The 16,742-nt window shown below is 41.4% G+C and carries 18 protein-coding genes; 11 read left to right on the top strand and 7 right to left on the bottom strand.

The genetic code is table 11. The annotated features are described in order from the left end of the window. Positions 1-123 precede the first annotated feature (123 nt). Complete coding sequence (locus tag AACX33_RS01285; RefSeq protein WP_194001683.1) at positions 124-339, top strand: NAD(P)H-quinone oxidoreductase subunit O; 216 nt, start codon at positions 124-126, stop codon at positions 337-339. Between the two features lie 118 nt (positions 340-457). Here AACX33_RS01285 and AACX33_RS01280 read toward each other — a convergent pair whose 3' ends face one another. From AACX33_RS01280 to AACX33_RS01270, 3 genes are read right to left on the bottom strand one after another with little or no spacing between them, the layout of a single operon-like run. Next, positions 458-637, bottom strand: a complete 180-nt coding sequence (locus AACX33_RS01280; protein WP_227789376.1) for a hypothetical protein — start codon at positions 635-637, stop codon at positions 458-460. Beyond that, a complete protein-coding gene (locus AACX33_RS01275) occupies positions 634-861 on the bottom strand; it encodes a hypothetical protein (protein WP_227789375.1) in 228 nt (75 codons plus the stop codon). The genes AACX33_RS01280 and AACX33_RS01275 overlap by 4 nt, the downstream gene beginning before the upstream one ends. Beyond that, positions 858-1,100: a DUF2281 domain-containing protein gene (locus tag AACX33_RS01270; protein ID WP_194001685.1), complete on the bottom strand. Its 243-nt coding sequence runs from the start codon at positions 1,098-1,100 to the stop codon at positions 858-860. Before AACX33_RS01270 ends, AACX33_RS01275 begins: the two co-directional genes overlap by 4 nt. A gap of 128 nt (positions 1,101-1,228) precedes the next feature. Between AACX33_RS01270 and mdh the strand changes: the two genes are divergently transcribed. From mdh to AACX33_RS01250, 4 genes are all read left to right on the top strand, one after another. Continuing rightward, positions 1,229-2,203: a malate dehydrogenase gene (gene mdh, locus AACX33_RS01265; protein ID WP_194001687.1), complete on the top strand. Its 975-nt coding sequence runs from the start codon at positions 1,229-1,231 to the stop codon at positions 2,201-2,203. 197 nt (positions 2,204-2,400) lie between these two features. After that, complete coding sequence (locus AACX33_RS01260) at positions 2,401-3,066, top strand: hypothetical protein (protein WP_194001689.1); 666 nt, start codon at positions 2,401-2,403, stop codon at positions 3,064-3,066. A 42-nt stretch (positions 3,067-3,108) separates the two neighbouring features. Continuing rightward, positions 3,109-4,998 carry a hypothetical protein gene (locus AACX33_RS01255; protein WP_194001692.1) on the top strand — a complete coding sequence of 630 codons (1,890 nt, stop codon included), beginning with the start codon at positions 3,109-3,111 and terminating at the stop codon, positions 4,996-4,998. A 19-nt stretch (positions 4,999-5,017) separates the two neighbouring features. After that, entirely contained in the window at positions 5,018-6,388 is a 1,371-nt protein-coding gene (locus tag AACX33_RS01250; protein ID WP_322744540.1) for a DUF1802 family protein, read from the top strand. A 72-nt stretch (positions 6,389-6,460) separates the two neighbouring features. Here the strand turns inward: AACX33_RS01250 and AACX33_RS01245 are convergent, their stop codons facing one another. The 4 genes from AACX33_RS01245 to AACX33_RS01230 form a co-directional block, all read right to left on the bottom strand. Then, positions 6,461-6,793, bottom strand: a complete 333-nt coding sequence (locus AACX33_RS01245) for a hypothetical protein (protein WP_228049083.1) — start codon at positions 6,791-6,793, stop codon at positions 6,461-6,463. A gap of 176 nt (positions 6,794-6,969) precedes the next feature. Next, positions 6,970-8,556 carry a glucose-6-phosphate isomerase gene (locus tag AACX33_RS01240; protein ID WP_194001695.1) on the bottom strand — a complete coding sequence of 529 codons (1,587 nt, stop codon included), beginning with the start codon at positions 8,554-8,556 and terminating at the stop codon, positions 6,970-6,972. A 144-nt stretch (positions 8,557-8,700) separates the two neighbouring features. Then, positions 8,701-8,958 (bottom strand): cytotoxic translational repressor of toxin-antitoxin stability system, encoded by a 258-nt coding sequence (locus AACX33_RS01235; RefSeq protein WP_194001697.1) that lies wholly within the window; start codon positions 8,956-8,958, stop codon positions 8,701-8,703. Positions 8,959-9,018: 60 nt separating this feature from the next. Next, positions 9,019-9,216, bottom strand: coding sequence for a hypothetical protein (locus tag AACX33_RS01230; protein WP_194001699.1), 198 nt, complete (start codon positions 9,214-9,216; stop codon positions 9,019-9,021). A gap of 308 nt (positions 9,217-9,524) precedes the next feature. Between AACX33_RS01230 and AACX33_RS01225 the strand changes: the two genes are divergently transcribed. The 6 genes from AACX33_RS01225 to AACX33_RS01200 all read left to right on the top strand — a co-directional run bounded on the left by AACX33_RS01225 (position 9,525) and on the right by AACX33_RS01200 (position 16,594). Further along, positions 9,525-10,661 carry a branched-chain amino acid ABC transporter permease gene (locus AACX33_RS01225; RefSeq protein ID WP_194001701.1) on the top strand — a complete coding sequence of 379 codons (1,137 nt, stop codon included), beginning with the start codon at positions 9,525-9,527 and terminating at the stop codon, positions 10,659-10,661. A 162-nt stretch (positions 10,662-10,823) separates the two neighbouring features. Further along, a complete protein-coding gene (locus tag AACX33_RS01220) occupies positions 10,824-11,606 on the top strand; it encodes an ABC transporter ATP-binding protein (protein WP_194001703.1) in 783 nt (260 codons plus the stop codon). Between the two features lie 244 nt (positions 11,607-11,850). Continuing rightward, positions 11,851-12,531 (top strand): deoxyribose-phosphate aldolase, encoded by a 681-nt coding sequence (gene deoC / locus AACX33_RS01215; RefSeq protein WP_194001705.1) that lies wholly within the window; start codon positions 11,851-11,853, stop codon positions 12,529-12,531. A gap of 96 nt (positions 12,532-12,627) precedes the next feature. After that, positions 12,628-13,515 (top strand): DNA repair protein RecO, encoded by an 888-nt coding sequence (gene recO, locus AACX33_RS01210; RefSeq protein ID WP_194001707.1) that lies wholly within the window; start codon positions 12,628-12,630, stop codon positions 13,513-13,515. Then, entirely contained in the window at positions 13,502-15,097 is a 1,596-nt protein-coding gene (locus tag AACX33_RS01205) for an MFS transporter (protein WP_194001940.1), read from the top strand. The genes recO and AACX33_RS01205 overlap by 14 nt, the downstream gene beginning before the upstream one ends. 351 nt (positions 15,098-15,448) lie before the next feature. Continuing rightward, the gene (locus tag AACX33_RS01200) at positions 15,449-16,594 is read left to right on the top strand and encodes a glycosyltransferase family 4 protein (protein ID WP_194001709.1); all 1,146 of its coding nucleotides are present in this window, start codon (positions 15,449-15,451) and stop codon (positions 16,592-16,594) included. The last annotated feature ends 148 nt before the right edge of the window (positions 16,595-16,742 follow it).

Below are 16,742 nucleotides of genomic sequence, written 5' to 3'. Positions count from 1 at the left end.
GTGGGGAGTGGGGAGTGGAATATCTGCTTTGTCCTTTTGTGTTCAAGATATTCTTAAGTGAAATTACATCTGTTCACAAGCTAAAATCCTCTTAAAACGATCTACAAATTTAAGAGGCAATTTATGGCAGTCAAAAAGGGAGATATGGTTCGCGCTGTCCGCGAGAAGCTGGAAAACAGTCTGGAAGCAAAAGCCAGTGATAATCGCTTTCCTTCGTATTTGTTTGACAGCAAGGGCGAAATTGTCGATGTTAGAGGTGATTACGCTCTTGTAAAATTCGGGAAAGTGCCAACACCAAATATTTGGTTACGTTCAGATCAACTTGAAGAGTTTAACTAACGCTCAGATTTTAGTCTGAGCCTACACAAACAAAACCTGCCTCCGCAGGTTTCAATATTGCATTTTATACCGAGGACGGTTCAGTGATACATTACTCTAGAATATCTACCAGAAAAAATTAATCAAAAATAGAGATTACTTGAATACTAGATATTCTAAACATAGGCTTTGTTTTTTTCTCAGTTGTCACAAATTCCTCTGCACTAACTGACAACGCCGCAGCTACATGAAGCGCGTCCATAGCTGCTAAACCATACTGAACAGCAATTTGATAACCTTCTTGAACAATATGAGTCAAATCACTCGCCCAGTAGGTAACATCGCTAAAAAATTCTTTATAAAATTGAGCTTCTTCAGTTTGCTTGTGATAAACCGCTTTGGTATTACCTCCAATCTGACAAATTCACTAGAAGCGAATTCCCGTTGGGAATCTCCTAATATTTCCAAGGCTTTCTCGGCAATTCTACCAACACCATTTGTTGCACAGAGTAATACTCCTGAATCAATATAAGTTATTTTCATCCTTCTCTACCCTGTAGCCCACCTCTGCGACTGGCGAGTTCTTTTTCTATTTCATCTTCATCTAATAGATGTTTCCCAGAAGCAACAATTCTAGAGCGAATTTGGCGTAACCGTTCTCCCAAGGGAGTTTTATTTACAGAGGTTTTTAAGCGAAGAAATTCCACAAAATCTAAAACTTCCTCTTGTTTATCTTGTGGAAGGGAACGCCATTTGGTTAATAACTCTTGTTCTGTACTCATCTTGACTACCTACTTCTGATAATTTAGCCCAAGTAATCTTAATCTATAATATGTCTGATGGTTGAAGGATTGGCTAAAGCCAATAGAGTCTGACTTTCTTAATTACGAATTACTTATTACAAATTATTATGTTTTCTTCCCCTGAGTCTTCGATTCTGTGCCGTTCACCTCGTGTCACCATCGTGGGTGCTGGTAAGGTTGGTAGTACTCTCGCCCAACGCATTGCTGAGAAAAATCTTGCAGATGTGGTTTTGCTGGATATTGTGGAGGGAATGCCTCAAGGTTTAGCATTGGATTTGATGGAGGCTAGGGGTATTGAGTTACATGATCGGCAGATTATCGGGACGACTAATTACGCTGATACTTCTGATTCCCAAATTGTGGTGATTACTGCTGGTATTCCTCGGAAACCAGGGATGAGTCGGGATGATTTGCTGAAAATTAATGCCAAGATTGTGGTGGAAGCTGCTAAAAGTGCGATCGCCTATTCTCCCAATGCTATTTTTATAGTGGTGACCAATCCTTTGGATGTGATGACTTATTTGGCTTGGGAAGCTACAGGTTTACCACGTCACCGAGTTATGGGTATGGCTGGAGTGTTAGACTCAGCCCGGTTTGAAACTTTCATTGCTTTAGAATTAGGGGTATTACCTGCTGATGTGAAAGCGATGGTATTGGGTAGCCACGGTGATTTAATGGTTCCTTTGTCTCGTTATGCGACCGTTAACGGCATTCCCATCACAGAATTACTCGATTCAGCCACAATTGACCGTTTGGTAGAGAGAACCCGCAACGGGGGCGCGGAAATTGTGGAATTGATGCGGACTGGTGGGGCATTTTTTGCGCCTGCTTCGGCTGCGAGTGTGATGGTGGAATCTATTTTGTGGAATCAGTCGCGGTTGTTACCTGTGGCGACTTATTTACAGGGTGAATACGGTTTAGATGATGTTGTGATTGGTGTTCCCTGTCGTTTGGGTGGCGGTGGAATTGAGAAGATTTTGGAATTGCATCTCACCGATGGGGAAAGAGAAGCTTTGCAGATGTCGGCGCAATCTGTGCGGGATAATATTAATCGGGCGCAGGAAATTTTGGCGATTAAATAATCATTTCACTAACATCAAAACCTGAGAAACCTAACCCCCCTAGCCCCCCTTCCCTTGTAGGAAATGGGGGTTTCAATTCTAATTAATAAACTTAGCTATTTGTGGGAAATATCTAGTAAATAAACAATGATATTTCTGTAGCCAAGTGAAGCAAATAACATTATGATAATAATTATTAGTTAAATAGGACACACGGTATGGGTGCGGGACAAAATCTTTTACAGGCTACCCAAGCTAAAACACGTCTGCTGCTGGCTTTGTGGGATTTGGGAGGAATAAAGCAGGAAGTCAAAAAAGGTCAACTAACGAAGCGCATTATATCTAAGGGTAAGAAGGTAGCAGATTTTAAGGACATATTCGAGGAATTACAGAAAGAAGGGGCGATCGCCATTTCCAAAACTGGATATTCTCTGAACTCTCCCAAGGGTTTGGAGGTTCTAGGTGAGGGTTTGAGGAGTGGTGATTTTAAGTTTGAAGGGACTATTGTTGGTACTTGGGCGGCGAATGCGTTGGTGCGGTGGATTAGTCAGATAGATGTACGTGTTGGTACATCTGCACCAGTGAATGCAGTGAAGAGTGCAAATATTGCTTCTTACGATGAGTTTAAGTCTGTAGCTTTGGAAGTCTACGACAAGCTGAACTATGAATATAACTCTAATAATTTAGTGCCTATATATCGTATTAGAAGAACAATAGGAGAACGAGTTACTCGTACAGAATTTAATGATTTTCTCCTAGAAATGCAGGCTGATGATATTTTTCAACTGCAAGGGGGAACAGTAGAAGATAGCGCACCGGACAAAATAGAAGATTCCATAACAACAGAACTTGATGGATTACGCTGCTATGCCAAGCGTATCTAAACCTAAATTATTTGTTTCTTCACACATTCACTTCACATTACCATGATTGCTAATACATCTACCATCGATGAACTGATTAAAGAACACAATCCATTTGCAGGACATATGGTTGTTAAACCTCAACAAATATGGGGTAAAAGTTTTCCTGATGTTCCCTGGATTAATGCTCATGCTTCTGATGCAGTATTTAATGCAGTTGAAAAGATTCGCAAAAAACAACTTACAACTGTTGGTATTACGATTACGGCTGAAAAGGGGTTAGGTAAAAGCCATATTATTAGTCGCATTCGGCATCGTTTACAGACAGAAGAAGGGAACTTATTTATTTACATGAGTAAATACGATAACTTAAATCAAATAAAATATCAATTTTTACAAAATATTGCCTCTAGTTTGAGAGCATTTGGTAGTCAAAATGTGATGCAGTGGCAAGAAATAGCAGCAGGGTTAATTAATGAATCCCAGAAATGGAAATATACGCCGCAGCAATATATGACTAAATTCCCAAATTGGTTGAATAAATATTCAAATAAATTTGTTGGACAATTAACAAAAATTATTCAGCAAGTTAAACCAGAAATTAGCAACCCTTACATAATTCAGGCTATTTTGTGGACACTTTCCCCAGATCATGTTAATTATGCAAATTGCTGGTTATCCGGCTTGGAATTAACACAGGAAGATGCTAAAGCAATGGGGCTACCAAATCTAACTAAAGAAGATAGAGAAGCTGAAGCATTAAGTCATATTCGCCAAATTATAGACATAATTAGTGATTATAGAATTCCGGTGATTTGTTTTGATGAGTTAGATATTGCTGACATTGCAGATAATGGTTTTACAGCAGCACAAATTATTGGCAACTTGGTTAAGGATTTATATAACAATCTCAAACGAGGTGTTTTGTTACTGGCAATGTATGAAGAAACTTGGGAGTATCAAATCAAAATACTACCACAAGCCGAAGCCGTTATGGATAGATTAGCAAGTGAATCAAAGAGGAAGCCTATTCCTTTAAAATATCTCAATTCTGATGATATTCTTGCCTTAGTTGGTCAATGGCTACAAGACTTTTATCAAAAACATCAACAAATCCCGCCTCATCCCCTTTATCCCTTTGATGAAAAGCAACTTAGAGAATTAGGTAAAGGTAAACCTATAGTTAGATCAGTTCTAAAGTGGTGTGCAGAGAACTTTACACCTACTAATCACCCTGGTAAAGAGCCTCCTGTAATACCACCAGTTACCAAAAAAGATTTTCATCTAGTTAAACCATACTTTCAGAGTGAATTAGTCCATTTAAAATATTCGATCAATTCATTGCTAGATGATGAAGGCACAATTACTAAGGCTCTTAAATTTTCTTTTGATAGGTTAATAGGTAAAACTGTAGAAGGAGTGACAATTGAAAAAATTGAAGAAGTACCTCACGACAGCTATATTGATTTTAAAATTATTGGAAATCGTCAAAAAGTAAAAATTGGAGTGGATATTCTACAGCAATCAGGGGGTGTTGGTGTCACAACAGCTTTGAGTAGATTAATTGATTATCAAACCTTTGATTTAACTCGTGGTTGCTTGGTGCGTTCAAAAAAGATTAGTACAGCTGCAACTCAAGCTAGAGAAAACTTGAGAATTTTATTAAAAGAAAAGGGTGGAGAATGGGTAAGCTTGCAAATCCAAGACATTAAACCTCTTTTAGCTATCTGGTTTGTTTGGAATCATAGAGAAATTTATGAATTGACAGAAGAGGAAATTTTTGAATTTATTGAGCAGAAGCAACTAGCAATCCATAATCCTCTAATTCGAGAAATTTTGAGTGACCCTTCTGGGCAAGAACCTGATAATTTAACAGATGAAGATTTACCGATGAGAATTCCTCAAAGTGATGTAAATGCTGAGAATATCCAAATGAGTAAACCAATAATATAATTAAATAGAAATGAATCAGATGTTCTCACTTCCAACAGCACTGTGTCTACCCGCCCCTAATATTGAAGCCTTAATACAGGGGCGAACAATTGCAGCTTTACCCAGGATGTTTATTCGTCCAGGACAGAGATTTGCTTTTTATCCTGCGGACTTCCCATTTTTAATTAAAGCGTGGGCGAGATGTGAAGGTTGCCAAATTTTAGATAGCACTCAGCCATTAGAGATTTTATCTCAATTAACAATATGGACACCGGAAGCACTAAAAGAGATAGTACGACGACAACAACATATTTTTCTGGCTTACTTGCGAGTTTATCATTTAGCTGAGTTTAAAGAAATTTCTGTTAATCCCGACATTAAAGAAAAAATAGGTAAATTTGTCGGTTTATCTAATATTACTGCTTCTGAAGCAAAACCAGTGTTAAGCGATCGCATCTTCGCCCAACGCCAACGCCAATTACAGAACCGAGAACCACCCACGCACCCAGAACTCGAAGAATTACAAAGTGCATTATCACAAATAGCCATCACAAATCCAGCAGCACAGCAATTAGATAATGAAATTAAACTCTTTTTAGGTTGGACTGGTGAGAGGCTAACTCAAAGTATTGATGAAGATTTAGAGTGGATAAAAACGATTGCTAAAGTTGGAAATTCTAGTGAGGGAAATAAATTTGAAAAATTAGTTCGTAGAGCATTACTCAAGTTAGGCTTTACAGGTTCAGGTTTGAATCCAGATAATGTTGGTGGCGCAGGAGGAATGGATATTTATGCTGAACAACCTTATCCGATAGTAGGAGAGTGCAAAGCAACGAAATATGAAAAAGTAAGTGATGGTACACCTGCACAGTTACTAAAAATAGGCATGAACCATCTTGGGAAAATTCAGTATGAAAAATCAATTAAATTAATTGTAGCGGCTGGAAAACTCAATAAGTACGCATCAAGAACAGCTACCGAAAATCAAATGAATGTTATGACTCCTGAAACACTGCAAAAGCTAGTTGAACTGCAAGCAAATTACAAAAATTCTATCAATTTGTTAGAACTAAAACTGTGTTTGGAAGAAGAACCATTTGGTGAAACTGCTGATGGTAAACTTAATACTTATATCTATAAACTTGAACAATCTATAAAATTGCGATCGCACATAATCCAGCTAGTAAAAAATTATCTGCAAAACTCAGGTAATAAATCTACAGGAGTCGAAAGTTTACATGGCGTATATTTTGGTTCAAATCCGCCACAGCCCCTAAAAACAGAAGAAATGCACGAAATTCTGATAGAACTTTCCTCACCCCTCACAGGCTATTTAGGACGAGAAAAAGGAAAATATTGGAAGAGCGATCGCTTTTACTTTCTCCGCGACTTACCAACCACCCCCAAATAACACAATTCTCTTACCTCTGCGTTCTCTGCGCCTCTGCGGTTCGTTTTTTCTGATAAAAATAAATACCCTGAATCATATTCTGCCAGTAGCTCCAGTCTCATTCAGGCAGAACATACAATGTACAGCATTTGGGTGCTTCTCATGGGCTTTCTTACTAGCGACTTCTTTATCTTCATCAACGAAATAATCACCACTATCCGGCTCTACAGCAAGATACCAGCCATAGTGTTCTGAAATCAAATCAGGACGCACTCGCTCAAATACAGCGCGACAACGGCGATAAAATACTTCATCTTCAGCTTTACGTCTAGCCCGTTCCTCTGGTGTTAAAGTCAGTTCAGGAAAAATGCGCCCTCGCCTTGGCGATCGTTTCGGCGTTGATTGCGTCACATTATTAACCCTCATGATCAAGACTGCATTAACTCAATTTAACAGTATTTCTTCCTTTGCGCCTTTGCGCCTTTGCGTGAAACTAATCCATATTTTAACTTCTAGATTTAATAGATGATGGTGGGTTACGCGATCGCTAACCCACCCTACAATTTTGGGGTAATTTATTTTGGGGACATCCCTAAAACCAATTAACCGGCAGAAACTTTCAAACTACCGGGCTTTGCAAGTTCACCTTGTAACACCACACCGCGCTGATTGGCGTGTAGATGGCGCAAAATCTTGTAAATTGCCTCAACTTGATCAGCAGCACCCGCTTTTTGGGCGACTTCTTCCAGAGAAAGGGCGGTTTTTTCCTTTTGTAATACAGCTACAACTTTTGATTGCAACTCCAGAATTACCGCAGCCGCTTTTTTACCAGCTTCTACCCCTGGCTGATGGTAGGCGTTGACATTCACTAAGCTGGCGTATAAACCCACAGCGCGTTCATACAAAGCAATTAACGCACCCACTGTTTTCGGGTTGACTTGGGGAATAGTCACTGTAATCGAATCGCGCTGATTTTCGTAAAGCGCTTGTCGAGTTCCTAAGAGAAAACCAGACAGAAAATCGCCTGAAGTTACCCCAGGTTCGATTTCTAAAGATTTCCCTTCACGGTCTTCTAACACTTCAATGAAGGTAGCAAAGAAATTTGGGATACCCTCACGTAATTGCTGCACGTAAGCGTGTTGGTCTGTGGAACCTTTGTTACCGTAAACGGCGATACCTTGATAAACAGTCTTGCCATCTAGGTCTTTTTCTTTACCTAAAGATTCCATTACCAGCTGTTGCAAATAGCGACTGAACAACAGCAAGCTGTCCTTGTAAGGTAGGACAACCATATCTTTTTCACCTTTGCCATTACCGGAAAAATACCAAGCCAAAGCTAACAAAGCCGCTGGGTTATTTTTCAAATCTGGGACGCGGGTAGCATCATCCATTTCTTTCGCACCTTCAATCATGGCGCGAATGTCAATTCCTTGTAATGCGGCTGGTACTAAACCCACAGCAGATAATTCTGAGGTGCGTCCTCCCACCCAGTCATACATAGGAAATCTGGCTAGCCAGCCTTCTTTTTGGGCGACTTTATCTAAGTTGCTATCAACGCTGGTAATGGCTACAGCTTGTTTAGCAAAGTCTAAATTTTTACTAGCGAAGGCTGCTTTAACTTCAATCATGCCATTGCGGGGTTCTGGTGTGCCTCCCGATTTGGAGATGACTAAAACCAATGTGCTGGCTAGATTGTCTTCCAGTTGATTGAGAATGCGGTCAATTCCTGCGGGGTCACTATTGTCGATAAAGTGAATTTTTAGAGAAGGAAAATCAGGACTGAGGGCTTCAGCGACAAATTCCGGCCCCAGGGCAGAACCACCAATACCAATGGATATTATATCCGTAAAGCGGCTGGCTTTAGGAGAATGAATCGCACCTGTGTGGACTTTTTCGGCAAAGGCTTCGATTTGTTCTAGAGTTTGGACAATCTCTTGTGTCAGTTCTGGAGTGGGTGCTAAATCAGGATTTCGCAGCCAGTAATGTCCAACCATGCGGCCTTCGTCAGGATTTGCGATCGCACCCTTTTCTAATTCCGCCATATCCGCAAACGCTTTGTCAAACTTCGGCTGCAACGATTCCACGAAAGCGTGATCAAAACCCATCCGACTGACATCAAGGTAAAGTCCTAATCCCTCGTGGAAATATAACCAGTTTTGGTATCGTTGCCAAAGTGCCTTTGCATCCATAGGGAAATCTCAAATAAAGTATTGCTTCAAAAACAAGTTTAATGTATGGTTACAGCCATCCCTGCCTAGCCTTATACAGTTTTAAGTGTTGGCTATTGAGCATCACTCACAGACTCGCCCATAATTTAACAGTTACTACTCAATTTAAACATCCGGCATCGGTATGACACGGAGAAACTTGACAATTTCACCCCTAATTTCAATCCCAACTAGATAATTATCGATAGTGAAACGGTGAAAAATGCCCTCAGCATCAAGGCACCGTAATTCTGGGAGACTATGCAGACGCACATTTTCGGTAAACTCGGAAAATACAAAATCATATACCCGTTGGTAGACAACCGGTTCTAAGTTCTTCAGGTCTACTAAAAAAGACCTGGCATAGCGCACTTCCAAACTCACTCTGATGTTACCTTAACAAAACTTGAGGTCTACTGACATTAGCTCGAAAGCGCTCTTAATTTAGAAGTACACTAACATTAGTTTTGCTTCTTCATGGGTTAAAATATCCCACGGTTGCTGCGATTGCTTGACTTGTTGTATCGCTTGCGACATATAAGAGTCACAATGCAAAGCATGGATAGCATCCCAGGCACTTTGCAATTCTTCATCATTTAATTGCTCAATTAAGTGATGGATTCTAATTCTTAGCAAGTTCATAATAACGATAAAATTACCCAAAATACAAAAGTATTGTTCCCAAAAATCGACAATCCTTAACGGCAGGATCAGATTATCTGCTGTAGGAGGATGGACTCAGTATATACAGCAGTTTCTACCTGAGTGTAGGATATCAAAGAATCATCAACCACAGATCTAGAAACGCAGTGGTTACCCGCAGGGTACACAGATGAATCTGTACCTCGTCTCAATGGAAACTGCTATATATAACTTTGGCGGGGTGGGGTTCCGCCTTTTGCCAGGTCTTGACAAGGGTTATGGATAACGCATATTTGAATTAAATTAGTATGGTTGAATATCTCATCTTTTTAGCAATTTCCACCACAATCTTCGCCTTATTTAGTTTAGGACTGAATTTGCAGTGGGGCTATACAGGGTTAATTAATTTTGGTCATATTGCTTTTATGACTCTGGGCGCTTATACGACTGTGTTATTAAGCTTTCAGGGAGTTCCTCTACTGGTGTCAGCAGTCTTTGGCGCAATGGTAGCAGCTTTATTGGGTTTAATTATCGGTTTTGCCACTCTGCGCTTGCGGGAAGATTATCTCGCAATTGTCACCATTGGGGTGGGAGAATTAATTCGTTTGGTGGTGAACAATCAAGAATTACCTGTGAAGGATACCTGGATATCTGGGGCGTTTGGTGTCCAAAGTTATCCTCTACCTTTATCCACAGCCCCCAATTTGTTAATCAGACTGGTAATGATGGGATTGCTGACACTGCTGGCTGCTATAACTTTATTTGCATTGTGGCGATGGATTCGCTCCGCCCAAAAGTCTCTGTTGGCTGATTCTAGTAAAAAAGTCAGTAGCAAGCAAGAATTAGTTTCCCGCTTGGGGGTAGGAATGATCTTCGCTTTATTGACAGCAGCAATTTATATTTCGGGAATGATTGGCTTATATGATTACAAACCCGCAGCAGGTTTGATGCTGTTGTCGCTGTTGGTATTAGCACTTGTTTTCTGGCGGTTGGAAATTCTGGTGCGATCGCCTTGGGGTCGTGTGTTAAAAGCTATCCGTGAGGATGAAGAAGTCCCCAGGGCTATGGGTAAAAATGTGTTTTGGTATAAAGTCCAATCGCTGATGTTAGGAGGTGCGATCGCAGGTATAGCTGGGGCTTTCTTCGCTTGGCAACTGAGCGCCATTTACCCTGATAATTTCCAACCACAACTCACCTTTGACGCTTGGATTATGGTGATTTTAGGCGGTTCTGGAAATAACATTGGCACAATCTTAGGGGCGGTAATTTTCTTTACTTACGATGCAGCGACTAGAGAGTTTTTACCGAAAATTTTCACAAATTTATCTGCTGACCAATTAGGTGCATTTCGGATTATGGTCATCGGTCTGATTTTAATGATCCTGATGATTTGGCGACCGCAAGGTATTTTAGGTAAAAAGGAAGAACTCACCCTTGGTAAGTGATTAGTCATTAGTCATTAGTCATTAGTCATTGGTCATTGGAAAGTTTCTTCTCCCCTGCTCCCTGCTCCCTGCTCCCCTGCTTCTTCTCCCCTGCACCCTGCACCCTGCACCCCTGCCTCTTCTCTCCCTGAGTAAAAATAAAAACAATTGTTATGAATTTTTATGGTAAATAATCCGTCACCGCCACTTCCTTTGTTAGCCGCTACTGGACTTTGTAAAAGCTTTGGTGGCATTAAAGCAGTCAAAGAGGCCAGAATTGAAGTGAATAAAGGTAGTATTACTGGCTTGATTGGCCCCAATGGTGCTGGTAAAACCACTTTGTTTAACCTGCTCTCCAACTTTATTCGCCCAGATAAGGGACGAGTGATTTTTGACGGCGAACCGATTCAGCAGTTACAACCATATCAAATTGCCCAACAGGGATTAATCCGCACCTTTCAAGTGGCGCGGACGCTCTCGCGGTTGTCGGTGTTAGATAATATGCTGCTGGCGGCGCAAAAACAAACAGGGGAAAATTTTTGGCAAGTGCAGTTAAAACCCCACATTGTAGCTCAGGAAGAAAAGCAACTTAAAGAACAAGCAATGTCTTTATTAGAGTCTGTGGGATTGGCACAAAAGGCACAGGAATATGCTGGTGGGTTGTCTGGTGGACAACGCAAGTTATTGGAAATGGGACGGGCGTTAATGACTAATCCCAAGTTAATTTTATTAGATGAACCAGCCGCCGGGGTGAATCCCAGATTGATTGATGATGTATGCGATCGCATTCGCACCTGGAACCGCCAAGACGGCATGACTTTTCTGATTATTGAACACAATATGGATTTAATCATGTCCTTGTGCGATCGCGTTTGGGTCATGGCTGAGGGTCAAAATTTGGCTGAGGGAACTCCCGCCGAAATTCAAAGCAATACCCAAGTTTTAGAAGCCTATTTAGGACAATAAATGATCAAACCTCACCTGGTTGAGGAGAGGGGAGATTTTTTCGCCAGTTAAGGCGGGGTGAGGTCAAAAACCTGGCTTTGGATGTTATTTAATTCATTTTCCTGATATTTACCCATAGGTCGGTAGAGAAAACCATGTCTGTTATTTTCAGGATCAACTCAAACTAAATGTGTTTTAATATATATATTAAGAAATGTCTTAATTTTTTATAAACTTTAATAATCAATCACTGGCAAAACACACAATGGCAGCAGACTATCCTGATATTGATATTGCGCCATTTATCGATCATTCTCTGCTGATGCCAACGGCTACTCCAGAGCAGGTTGAGCAATGGTGTGAAGAAGCAGACAGATTTAATTTTGCGGCGGTTTGTCTTCACCCCTCCTATGTGAAGCAAGCGGCAGAACTCCTCCACGGCAAAAAGCCCCAAGTTTGTACGGTGATTGGCTTTCCTATGGGGGCGACAACTTCAGCAGTCAAGCTGTATGAGGCTCAGGAAGCTACGGAATCTGGCGCGACTGAGCTAGATGTCATGATCAACTTAGGTTGGTTGAAGGCGGGCAGAACTGAAGCAGTTCACCGCGAGATTGCGGAAATCTGTGAGGAAACTGGGCAAACTGTCAAGGTAATTTTGGAAACTAACCTGCTGACTGATGCTGAGAAAAAACTAGCTGCGGAAATATGTATGGAAGCAGGGGCGGCATTCTTAAAAACCAGTACAGGTTGGAATGGCGGCGCTAGTTTGGCAGATGTGCGGCTGTTGAAGGAAATTACCAAAGACAGCGTGGGAATTAAAGCTTCTGGGGGTATTCGCACCTACAATGAAGCCATAGAGCTAATCCTCGCCGGTGCTACTAGATTAGGCACATCTCGGAGTATCGATTTGCTCCACCAGCGCAATAACCTGGATAAGGGTGAATAGTCAAGGCTTTTTTTTGTCTTTAGTCATGGGTTGTTTGTTCTCACAGAATGACTAATGACTAATGACTAATGACTAATGACTAATGGCTAATGACTAATGAGTAGAACCTATAAAGCCACTGGAATTAATCTCAAAGCCCAAATGCTGGGAGAATCAGACAGAATAGTCACAATTTTGACACGAGAATTCGGTTTGATTCAAGCAGTTGCACCAGGGGCGCGCAAGCAAAACTCTAGCCTTGGTGGCAGGAGTGGTATGTTTGTGGTCAATGAATTACTGATTGCCAAAGGGCGATCGCTCGATAGAATTACACAAGCACAAACTTTAAAAACTTATCCAGGTCTGGCTCAAGACTTGGGCAAACTTGCCGCTGGTCAGTATTTAGCCGAAATAGTCCTGTGTCAAGCTTTGAGTGAACAACCCCAAGAGGAACTTTATCAGTTACTCACCGAATATCTTCATCAATTGGAAGTATTGCCCAAAACTGATAAATCTGGCATTTATGCTCACTTAGCTCATGGAGTGTTTCAGTTTTTTGCTCTCGCAGGGTTGTCACCTCAAGTACAAGTCTGTTGTTTAACTCAGAAGACCTTAAAACCAGACTTGACAGACCCTAACTGGCGCGTGGGATTTAGTGTGACCGCTGGTGGTACAGTCTGTTTAGAAGCTTGGGAAAATTTGCGAAAAGATCGAGATCAGCCTCATCTGACTCCATCAGCCCATCAGCGAAACTTAGGCTACCAAACAGTTGTTCACCGCCAAGACATACCAGTAATTTCTGGTCGCTTGGATGCTACAGAACTAGCTATGCTCCAACATCTGTCAGAACCAGAGATAATGCAAATGGATGCTGCCACAAATTATGGCTGGTTATCTGTTGAGCAAATTTTGCGCCAATATGCTCAATATCATTTAGGTCGCCCGATTCGCTCTGCTACCTTGATTGACTCTTATTTTGCCGCTAACCATGATGCAACCGTCTGAATTGGATAGAAAAATCCTGCCTTTGTCACCCAACACCAAAAAACAGAATAGGGCATCAGATCCTACAGTCAAGAATCACTTGAGTGCTGTTCCCAAGTCTACAAATAGCCCAGAAAAGCCGACACCAGATGTTTCTCAAAATGAACAAAACAAGACATCGGAAATCCCCAAAACTGAGGTGACCAGACAGCCTGAAGCCGACAAAAACGGCAATGGTCGGGGTTTTTCAGTAGCAACTACTTCCGCAACAGAATCCCCTCAATTAGATGGGTCTAGTGCCGATGGTGACACAGCATCAGCAAATGGGAAACAGCAAGGGTTTTTACCTGTATTAAGAAATCCCAATTTTCTGGCTCTGTGGGGTGGTCAAGTTTTCTGCCAGATGGCAGATAAAGTCTATCTGGTACTGATGATTGGCTTGATTAATACTCAGTTTCAGGGAAGTGATCAAAGCATTAGCGGTTGGGTATCAGCTTTAATGATGGCTTTTACGATTCCGGCTGTACTGTTTGGTTCTGTGGCTGGTGTATTTGTGGATCGCTGGTCGAAAAAAACTGTGCTGGTAACCACGAATGCTTGGCGCGGTATCCTGGTTTTATCAATTCCTTTTTTGCTGTGGTTAACTCATGATTGGCAACCCATTGGGATGTTACCTGTGGGTTTTGGGATTATTTTGGGTGTGACTTTTTTAGTCTCTACTCTGACTCAGTTTTTTGCCCCAGCAGAACAAACGGCAATTCCTTTGGTGGTGGAAGAACAGCATTTACTTTCGGCTAATTCGCTGTATACGACAACCATGATGGCTTCGGTGATTGTGGGGTTTGCCATTGGGGAACCTCTGTTAGCGATCGCTGATACACTTTGGCTAAACATCGGTGGTAGTGGTGGATTAGGTAAAGAACTTTTGGTCGGTGGTAGTTATGCGATCGCCGGATTCATTTTATTGCTGTTAGCGACTAAAGAAAAACCCCACCACCCCGACACAGAATTTCCTCACGTCTTCTCTGATTTGCGCGATGGTTTCTCTTACCTTAAAGCTAATTCTCGTGTCCGCAATGCTTTACTACAACTGACTATTTTGTTTTCTGTGTTTGCCGCCTTAACTGTTCTCGCTGTGCGGATGGCAGAAATAATTCCTAACTTAAAAGCATCTCAATTTGGCTTTTTACTAGCCTTTGGTGGTATTGGTATGGCCGCTGGGGCGACAATTCTCGGTCAGTTTGGTCAGCGCTTTTCCTACTCCCAACTTAGTCTCTCCGGTTGTTTAGGAATGTCAGTCACTCTCATTGGTCTGTCAATATTCACAACACAACTAGGGATAATTCTGTTGTTAGTAGCTTTGTTGGGTGTGTTTGGGGCGCTAGTTGGTATTCCCATGCAAACCGCTATTCAAACAGAAACTCCTCCAGAAATGCGTGGTAAGGTCTTTGGTCTGCAAAATAATGTGATTAATATTGCCTTAACTCTACCCTTGGCATTAGCTGGCGTAGCAGAAACCTTTATGGGATTACAAGCGGTTTTCTTGGTATTAGCTGTGACTGTGTTTTCAGGAGGTCTATTAACTTTTTATAACTCCCATTAGGAGTGATCAGACTTAAAGGAGATATAATTCAATACATTCTTAGCAATAGCCATTTCCTAAAGAATTGTGCTTTCGTGCTAAACTAAATCCAGCCAAAATCCATCATAGACTTGCTGAGTATCAATTTGATTTTAGCAAGACAAACTCTTTATTAAAATATAGTTATTAACAACTTAATATTTAGAGGTGAAATCCGGCAATTCACTGGTTAAATAATAATAAAGCTTGGCTTATTGACTGGGGTAGGGTGGAGTTTTCTGCAACCCCAACAGCCAAAAATTACCACATGATCAAAGACAAGCAACTAAAAAATTGATTTATCAAACCTGATTTTCTGATAGTTAACAAAGAATGCGTATAGCCTGGATTGGAAAGAAATCACCCTTTTGTGGTAATGTCACCTACAGTCGAGAAGTTACAAATGCCTTGCACCGGGAACACCAAGTTAGTTTTCTCCACTTCGCTCAAGAAGAATCTGGAACTGACAATTGGCCAAATTACCAAGAAGTTTCCCTACCCTTCATTTATAAATCCCAGGTTTACACAATTCCCAGTTTTAAAGCCACGAAGGTATTAACTGATTCGCTACGGGAAATCAAGCCGGATATAGTCCATGCTTCTCTGAGTTTATCTCCCCTGGACTTTGTGCTACCGGAAATCTGCGAACAATTGAATTTGCCTTTGATTGCTACTTTTCACACAGCCTTTGCGGGGAAGGGGGCAAAATTCGTATCGGGAACACAGATGTTAGCTTATCAACTCTATGCACCTTGTTTGGGAAACTACGATCGCGTAATTGTGTTTTCCCAAATTCAGCGCGAGTTATTAGCACGTCTAGGTGTCAAGGAAAAGAAAATTGCTGTGATTCCCAATGGAGTTGATACTGACAAGTTTTCTCCAGGACACTCGACAATCAAAGCGGAGTTCAACGCGGAACGTTTGTTTGTTTATCAAGGTCGCATCGCGCCAGAAAAAAACGTTGAATCTCTTCTCCGGGCTTGGAAGCAATCACACATGAGGACTGGTAGTAAGTTGCTGATGGTGGGTGATGGTCCTTTGAAGTCTTCCTTGGAACCATTTTATGGTTCAGAGTCCGGGATTATCTGGTTGGGATTTGTGGCTGACGAACAGCGCCGCATCGAAATTTTACGGGGCGCAGATGTATTTATTTTGCCTTCGTTGGTGGAGGGGTTGTCTCTGTCTCTGTTAGAAGCAATGTCTTGTGGAATAGCTTGTTTAGCCACAGACGTGGGTGCAGACGGAGAAGTGTTAGAGGCAGGGGCGGGTGTAGTATTGAATACTAGGACAGCGCGATCGCAATTAAGAACCCTTTTACCATTATTCCAAGACCATCCTGAGATAACTACCTTACTGGGGCAAAAAGCCAGACAGCGTGTATTAGACCGCTATACCCTCAGTAAAAATATTACTCAGCTAGAAGAATTATACAAGGAAGTTTTAGCACAGTGGCCTGTACCTCTGAGCCGCAGGGCGTGAAATATCAATCCGCTACGCAAAGCCAAAAAAGAGGAAAGGGCGGAGGGGTGAAGATCCATATATAAATATTAGGGTCTTGAAACCTTTTTGACAGAGAAAACCAAGGAAGGGAGTTAAGCAGAATAGAACCTGTCTCTTATACACAGCT

The organism is Nodularia sp. LEGE 04288 (assembly GCF_963896525.1).
Taxonomy (GTDB): Bacteria; Cyanobacteriota; Cyanobacteriia; order Cyanobacteriales; family Nostocaceae; genus Nodularia.
Note: the sequence above shows the minus strand (reverse complement) of the source record. Positions and strands in the feature narration are given on the sequence as shown.

Coding starts and splice junctions, on each gene's coding strand:
- AACX33_RS01270 (WP_194001685.1), bottom strand. CDS start 1,100: ATGAGTACAGAACAAGAGTTATTAACCAAATGGCGTTCCCTTCCACAA.
- AACX33_RS01225 (WP_194001701.1), top strand. CDS start 9,525: ATGGTTGAATATCTCATCTTTTTAGCAATTTCCACCACAATCTTCGCC.
- AACX33_RS01220 (WP_194001703.1), top strand. CDS start 10,824: ATGGTAAATAATCCGTCACCGCCACTTCCTTTGTTAGCCGCTACTGGA.
- AACX33_RS01240 (WP_194001695.1), bottom strand. CDS start 8,556: ATGGATGCAAAGGCACTTTGGCAACGATACCAAAACTGGTTATATTTC.
- AACX33_RS01230 (WP_194001699.1), bottom strand. CDS start 9,216: ATGAACTTGCTAAGAATTAGAATCCATCACTTAATTGAGCAATTAAAT.
- deoC (WP_194001705.1), top strand. CDS start 11,851: ATGGCAGCAGACTATCCTGATATTGATATTGCGCCATTTATCGATCAT.
- AACX33_RS01255 (WP_194001692.1), top strand. CDS start 3,109: ATGATTGCTAATACATCTACCATCGATGAACTGATTAAAGAACACAAT.
- mdh (WP_194001687.1), top strand. CDS start 1,229: ATGTTTTCTTCCCCTGAGTCTTCGATTCTGTGCCGTTCACCTCGTGTC.
- recO (WP_194001707.1), top strand. CDS start 12,628: ATGAGTAGAACCTATAAAGCCACTGGAATTAATCTCAAAGCCCAAATG.
- AACX33_RS01260 (WP_194001689.1), top strand. CDS start 2,401: ATGGGTGCGGGACAAAATCTTTTACAGGCTACCCAAGCTAAAACACGT.
- AACX33_RS01285 (WP_194001683.1), top strand. CDS start 124: ATGGCAGTCAAAAAGGGAGATATGGTTCGCGCTGTCCGCGAGAAGCTG.
- AACX33_RS01245 (WP_228049083.1), bottom strand. CDS start 6,793: ATGAGGGTTAATAATGTGACGCAATCAACGCCGAAACGATCGCCAAGG.
- AACX33_RS01250 (WP_322744540.1), top strand. CDS start 5,018: ATGTTCTCACTTCCAACAGCACTGTGTCTACCCGCCCCTAATATTGAA.
- AACX33_RS01205 (WP_194001940.1), top strand. CDS start 13,502: ATGCAACCGTCTGAATTGGATAGAAAAATCCTGCCTTTGTCACCCAAC.
- AACX33_RS01200 (WP_194001709.1), top strand. CDS start 15,449: ATGCGTATAGCCTGGATTGGAAAGAAATCACCCTTTTGTGGTAATGTC.
- AACX33_RS01275 (WP_227789375.1), bottom strand. CDS start 861: ATGAAAATAACTTATATTGATTCAGGAGTATTACTCTGTGCAACAAAT.